The sequence below is a fragment of the Lentzea sp. genome (genome assembly GCF_036380075.1).
In the GTDB taxonomy this organism is placed as follows: domain Bacteria; phylum Actinomycetota; class Actinomycetes; order Mycobacteriales; family Pseudonocardiaceae; genus Lentzea.
On record NZ_DASVFL010000039.1, the window covers coordinates 22,127 to 28,339 of the forward strand.

7 protein-coding genes are annotated in these 6,213 nt (G+C 71.6%); 2 read left to right on the plus strand and 5 right to left on the minus strand.

From position 1 onward, the window contains the following. Positions 1-191 precede the first annotated feature (191 nt). Positions 192-1,700 carry a wax ester/triacylglycerol synthase family O-acyltransferase gene (locus tag VF330_RS05250; RefSeq protein ID WP_330850345.1) on the plus strand — a complete coding sequence of 503 codons (1,509 nt, stop codon included), beginning with the start codon at positions 192-194 and terminating at the stop codon, positions 1,698-1,700. 4 nt (positions 1,701-1,704) lie between these two features. On the opposite strand, the gene VF330_RS05255 is transcribed toward VF330_RS05250, so the two are convergent. The 3 genes from VF330_RS05255 to VF330_RS05265 are packed head-to-tail and all read right to left on the minus strand — an operon-like array spanning position 1,705 to position 4,056. Beyond that, positions 1,705-2,619, minus strand: a complete 915-nt coding sequence (locus VF330_RS05255; protein WP_330850346.1) for an alpha/beta hydrolase — start codon at positions 2,617-2,619, stop codon at positions 1,705-1,707. A 43-nt stretch (positions 2,620-2,662) separates the two neighbouring features. Beyond that, positions 2,663-3,484 carry a hypothetical protein gene (locus VF330_RS05260; RefSeq protein WP_330850347.1) on the minus strand — a complete coding sequence of 274 codons (822 nt, stop codon included), beginning with the start codon at positions 3,482-3,484 and terminating at the stop codon, positions 2,663-2,665. After that, on the minus strand, positions 3,481-4,056 hold the full coding sequence (locus tag VF330_RS05265; protein ID WP_330850348.1) for an RNA polymerase sigma factor: 576 nt from the start codon (positions 4,054-4,056) through the stop codon (positions 3,481-3,483). Before VF330_RS05265 ends, VF330_RS05260 begins: the two co-directional genes overlap by 4 nt. Positions 4,057-4,206: 150 nt before the next feature. Between VF330_RS05265 and VF330_RS05270 the strand changes: the two genes are divergently transcribed. Then, a complete protein-coding gene (locus VF330_RS05270; protein WP_330850349.1) occupies positions 4,207-4,476 on the plus strand; it encodes a hypothetical protein in 270 nt (89 codons plus the stop codon). Here the strand turns inward: VF330_RS05270 and VF330_RS05275 are convergent. Both VF330_RS05275 and VF330_RS05280 read right to left on the minus strand, forming a co-directional pair. Beyond that, positions 4,462-5,325, minus strand: a complete 864-nt coding sequence (locus VF330_RS05275) for a patatin-like phospholipase family protein (protein WP_330850350.1) — start codon at positions 5,323-5,325, stop codon at positions 4,462-4,464. The genes VF330_RS05270 and VF330_RS05275 overlap by 15 nt on opposite strands. A 59-nt stretch (positions 5,326-5,384) precedes the next feature. After that, positions 5,385-6,213, minus strand: an 829-nt coding sequence (locus VF330_RS05280) for an alkaline phosphatase family protein (RefSeq protein ID WP_330850351.1), incomplete at its 5' end; no start/stop codon positions are given.

A 6,213-nucleotide genomic window follows, 5' to 3' on the forward strand; every position in this document is an offset into this window, starting at 1 on the left:
GCCGGCGCCCCGAGCGGCTGTGCCCGGTGTCACCATGATGTTTCGTGATCGATCTTTTCGCCAGCACTTTCGAGTCTCGATTCGCCACGCGGAGGTAACGCGTCGGCAACCTCACCGCTGTGCACTGCCTCTCACCTGCATGGACGTCGATTGAGACGGAAAGCTGCTCTAGTGTTTTTCGAGTGGACCGGATGAGCTCGCTCGACGCAGGCTTCTACTTCATCGAGGACGAGAACGTGCCCATGCACGTCGGTTCGGTCCTCGTGTTCGACGGCCCGGTGCCGTCGTACGGCGACGTGATCCGCCTCTTCCTGGCGCGCATGGACCAGGTGCCGCGCTACCGGCAGAAGGTGAAGGCCCTGCCGTTCCACGTGGGCCGTCCGGTCTGGGTCGACGACGACCACTTCAACGTGCTCTACCACGTGCGGCACACCGCGGTGCCGTCGCCGGGCGGGGAGGACCAGCTGCGCAACCTCGCGGGCCGGATCTTCGCGCAGAAGCTCGACGACTCGAAGCCGCTGTGGGAGGCGTGGCTCGTCGAGGGCCTGGAAGGTGGTCGCTGGGCGATCATCTCCAAGGTCCACCACTGCATGATCGACGGGGTGTCCGGTTCGGACATGCTCCAGCTGATCCTGGACTTCCGCGAGGACAGCGTCCTGCCGGAGCCGCCCGAGTGGACGCCGGCGCCGCAACCGTCCACGTTGGACCTCGTGGTCGACGGGGTGCGCGACGCCGTGGTGACCCCGGTGCAGCACCTGGCCGCGCTGCCCGCGTTCGCTCGGAACCTGCGGTCCTTCAGCGAGATCGTCGACTTCGGCAAGTCCGTTCTCGGTTCCCTTCCCGGTACGGCGAAGCGCCTGGTGACGCGCGCGGCGACGTCGTTGAACGGACCCATCGGGCCGCACCGCCGCTGGGTGTGGGCGCGCGCGAACCTGGCCGAGATCAAGCAGATCCGCACGGCCGCGGGCGGCACGGTCAACGACGTCATCCTGACGGCGATCACGCGCGGGTTCCGCGACCTGCTGGAGAAGCGCGGCGAGCTGACCGAGGGCATGGTCGTGCGCACGATGGTGCCCGTGTCGATGCGCAAGGCCGACCAGCACAACGAGCTGAACAACCGCGTCAGCGCCGTGCTGGTGAACCTGCCCGTCGGTGAGGCCGACCCGGTCAGGCGGCTCGCGTCGATCCGCGAGCAGATGGACGACCTGAAGGGCTCGCGCCAGGCCGCCGGCGCCGACGTGATCACGAACCTGTCGAACTTCGCCGCGCCGACGCTGATGGCGCTGGGCTCGCGGACCGCGATGCGGTTCCCGCAGCAGATCCTGCAGACCGTCACCACGAACGTCCCCGGCCCGCGAGTCCCGCTGTACATGCTGGGCAGGCCGCTGGTGGAGATGTTCCCGTACGTGCCGGTCGCCTCGACGATCCGGATCACCGTCGGCATCTTCTCCTACCTCGACCGGTTCACGTTCGGCATCAACGCCGACTTCGACGGCGTGCCGGACGTGCAGCTGCTCGCCGACGGCATCCGGGCCGGGTTTGACGAGATGGTCGCGCTGGCCGCCGAGGCCGCGGAGAGGACCGAGGCCGCACGGAAGGTCGTCGAGGCGGTGCCCGTGGCGAAGGCGCGCGCGGCGAAGCCCCGCGCGCCGCGGGCGACGTCCAAGGCGGCGACCGACGGCGTGCGGCCGAAGGCCTGACAGATCAGCTTTCGGGCGTGCTCAGGCCGTTGGCGTCCATCCACTCCAGCACGCGCTCGGACACCACCTCGGGGATCTCCATCTGGGGCACGTGCCCGATGCCCGCGAACTCGTCGTAGCGCCAGTGCGGGTGCCGGCGCGCGACGAACCGGGCGGCGGCGACGTTGACGAGCCGGTCCTTGTCGCCGCTCATCAGGAACACCGGCACGCGGATCTTGCGCATGGCCGCGTAGTAGGCGCCGCGCCTGGACGTCGTGAGCACGGTGCTGCGCGCGGCCGCGAGGAACGCCTTGTCGAGCCCCTCGACCCCGGCGCGCTCGCCGATGAGGTGCTCCGAGGCGAGCTTGAGCTCCTCGGGGATGCCCGCGGGGTCGGCGCAGACCAGGTCCAGCAGCCGGTCGACCTGCTTGCGCGGGGTCACGGTCCGCGACCTCGCCAGGAACCGTTCGCCCAGCCCCGGCACCGAGTACACGAAGAACGTGCCGAGCATCGTCGGGTCCGGCCGCGTGCCGAGCACCATCGGCAGCGCCGGGTCCACCAGCACCAGACCGCGGACCAGGCCGGGGTCCTCCGCGGTGTGCAGCAGCGAGATCATCCCGCCCATCGAGTTGCCGACGAGCACGACCGGCTCCCCCACGACCTCCTCGACGAACCGGCCGAGCAGCCGCGCGTTGGCCTGCACGGTGGTCTGCCGGCCCTCCGGGTGGGTGAGGCCGTGCCCGGCGAGGTCGACGGCGACCACCCGTGCCCTGCGCGCGAGCAACGGCGCGAGCAGCACCCAGTTGAGGTGCGAGCCGCCGAGCCCGTGCACGAGGACGACCCGCGGCCCGTCGTCCGGTCCGCCGAAGTCGACCCAGTGCACGGGCCCGTCGAGGTCCGCGTGGTGGCTCGTACCGCCGAAGTGCTCCGCAGTCGTCATACCAACCAGTATGTCGCTTGAGGTGACCGGTCGGTAGTGGCCGTCACCTCCACGGCGTCGCGGGCTGGCACCGGTCCGCCGGGATGCGGTCGTCGCCGTACAGGACGGTGCTCGTCCCGGGCTCGTAGTAGCACTCCCCCCACGTGCCCGTGCTGCTGCCCAGCGACCGGCCGTCGGCGTCGTAGGCCTGGACGAGCATTCCCTGGTCGTCGTGCGGGATGCCCCAGGACGGCGGGTAGTGCAGGCGCGCGGCGTACGTGCCGTCGGCGATCCTGGCGTCGACGGTGCGGCCGTCCGCGGTGACCGTCACCCTGGCGACCTTCGCGTCGATCCTGCCGACGGCCGTGCGGTAGCCGGGCCTTCCCGCGGTCTCCTGCCTGCCGGCGACGTCGCCGCCGGCGCTCGTACCGATGCCGTCGACGGAGAAGTGCCCCGGCAACCACCCCACGGCGACCTGCACGAACGCGGCGTTGTAGGCCATGCCGTCCTCCCCGAGCGTGCAGGTCAGCGCCGCGTCGCCGGTGTAGAGCAAGGCCCACCGGGTCTCCTCGCCCAGGTACTGGTGGAGCCTGGCACCGGTGCGGCCCGCGGACCTCGAGCACCCGGACTCGATCGCTTTCACCTCCTCCGGCGGCACCGACGTGACGGTCGTCGCGGGCGCGGTGGTGATGTGGACGGCGGGAGAAGGCGGTGCGGACGGCTGGAACACCACGACGCTGGCGACCACGGCGGCCACCACCGCGGCTCCGGCCAGCACCGGCACGAGCAGGCGCCTTCTCGAGCCGATCCCGCGCTCGACCTCGGAACGGATCCGCGCGTGCCGGCCCGGCGGCAGGTCACGCGTGGGTGGGAGCGTGCTGGTCATCGGTCCTCCCCGGTGGGCACGAGCTCGCGGTGCTGCTGGAGCCTGGACTTGGCCTTGCTGACACGCGCACGCACGCTGCCCTCGGTGATGCCGAGCACCGCCGCCGCGTCGGCGTACGACACCCCGGACCACACGCACAGCGCGAGCGCCTCGCGTTCGTTGCGCGGGAGCCCGGCCACGGCGCCGAGCAGCGCCTTCATCCGCCGCTGGTCGTCGAGGCGCTCGGCCACCCGGTCCGCGTGGTCGGGCACCGGCGGCTCCGCGCCGACCCGCCGCAGGTTCCTGAGCCGGCGGGTGAACGACCGCTGCTCGTTGCGCACCACGTTGGTCGCCACCGCGAGCAGCCACGGCAACGCCGACTCGCGCTCGAGCCGCACGTCCGCGCGCTTGCGCCAGGCCGTGAGGAACGTGCCCTGCAGGTGGTCCTCGGCCTCCGCCCACGACGCGGTCAACCGGAAGCAGTGGTTGTAGACCGCCTTCGCGTGCCGGTCGAACAGCAGACCGAAGGCGTGCGCGCTGCCCCCGGCGGCCTGCGACCACAACCCGCGGTCGTCAGGGTCTTCGGTTGTCATACCCGTTCGTGTCCGCTCGCCCCGGCTCTGTTGGCACGCCTAGGTTGGGGAGCGTGGCACATCTGGGGGTGGCCGAACTGGCGGACGTCGCGCACGCCGCCTACGGCCGGGAACCGTCCCGGCGCCCTGCAACCTCCCGACGCGCCGCCCGTGCCGGACGTCGTCCTGACCCGAGCCCTCGGCCACCTGGACGCCTGCTGCTCCCGCGTCCCGCGCATCGCCGCGGTCCGGTCACGGCTGGAAACCCTGCTGCGCCAACGCCATGCGGCGATTCGGCCGCGCAACACGTACGGGCTGGTCCACGGCGAGCTGGGACCCGACCACGTGCTCGTCGCCGGCGGACGGCCGGCGCTGATCGACGTCGAGGGCGTGATGTTCTTCGACGGCTTGAATTCCGCACGCCTGCTAGACGCCGTGTGACGGGTGGCCGTACAAGCCGGCCCCCGCGATCTCCAGCGTCGTCAGGAACGCAGCAGAAGCCTCGAAGGAGGCCTCGACCAGCTCGGCCGTGTGCGAGAAGTCCAGCGGTGTCACGGCCTGCACGGGCGGGCCCGGCAGGTACAGCACCGGTGCCTGCTGCGAGGCCAGCTCCACCTCCAGCACGGCCTGGTTGCGCATGCCCAGGGTCGCCCAGAACAGCAGCGTCTCGGCGAGCGTCGCCGGCACGGTCGGGAGGTGGCCCGGGAACGCGCAGTCCAGCACCACCAACGACTTCGCGCCCATCGCCAGGGCCTGGCGGATGGGCACGTTCGCGAGCACGCCGCCGTCGTAGAGGACGCGGTCGCCGATCTTCACGGGCGGGTAGACGCCGGGGATGGCGGAGCTGGCGAGGATCGCCGGGACCAGCGGGCCCGTCGTGATGTTCACGGCCTCGCCCGTCACGCAGTCCACCGACACCGCGCCGAACGGCAGCGCCAGGTCCTCGAACGACGTGGTGCCGTCCAGGCCCTCGGCCAGCACGCCCGCCAGGCCGGTGTTCGGGAAGAGGTAGGTCTTGTTGGTGCGCAACGACCTCAGCTGCGCGAGCGGGCCGCCGGGGAACACGCGTTGGCGCGTCATGCCCTCCCACATCACGGCCAGTCTGGCGGCCGCCTCGTCCGGGTCGAGGGCGAGCAGCAAGCCGTTCACCGAACCGACCGACGTGCCGACGACGAGGTCGGGGCGCACGCCGTGGTCGTGCAGCGCGCGCAGCATGCCCACCTGCGCCGCGCCGAGGCTTCCGCCGCCGCCGAGCACGAACCCGACCGGTCCTGGCAGTTCGATCGTCACGTCCCGTGATCCTAGGTCTCACCAGCCGGAACGGCTGGTTTCGGCTGACACTGAAGTCATCAAGCCTGGTGAACGAGCAGCGGGATCGCCATCTCCTGCCGCGTGCGGGCGCCGTGGAAGCCGCGCAACGCGTTCCACGTGGGTTCGGCCTGGCTGCGCAGCAGGACCGCGGAGTCCTTCATCACCACGACGAGGTCGCCGATCCGGTCGGCCGCGAGCGGGCTGACCGGGCCGAACCACCCGGCGTCCACGGCGTCCTCGCGCGTCAGCACGTCCGCCCGGTCGCCCAGCACCGAACGCCACACGTCCAGCACCTCGCCGCTCGACGTGTGCAGGTAGCGCACGCGCGGTTCGCCCGCGATCACGCGCACTCCCTGCCACAGCTGGGGTTCGGTGTCGAAGTCGATCCGGTCGTCCGCGGTGATCATGCCGTGGTCGGCCGTGACCACCAGCAGCGCGCCGGACGGCAGCCTCGACGCGATCCGCTCGGCGAGCACGTCCACGAACTCCAGCTGCAGCAACCACTCCTCGGAACCGGGGCCGTAGAGGTGCCCGATCGTGTCGAGGTCGGGGTGGTAGGCGTAGCAGAACGCGCGGTCCTGCTCGACGCCCGCGACCGCCCCGAGCACGAGGTCGCCGAAGCCCGCCGTGCCGCGGAACCACGAGCCGCGCAGCACCGCCCTGGTGAGCCCGCTGCCGCGGTGGGCGATCGGCGCGACGGCGCTGACCGCGACACCGGCCGCGGCCGCGCGTTCGAACACCGTCGGGTGCGGCTGCACGACCTCGGGCACGAGCGCCTTGCGCAGGTCGTGGTGGTGGTCGCCGGCCCGTGTCCAGCTCAGCGAGTTGAGCACCTCGTCGCCCACGGCGAACGTGTAGCCGACGATG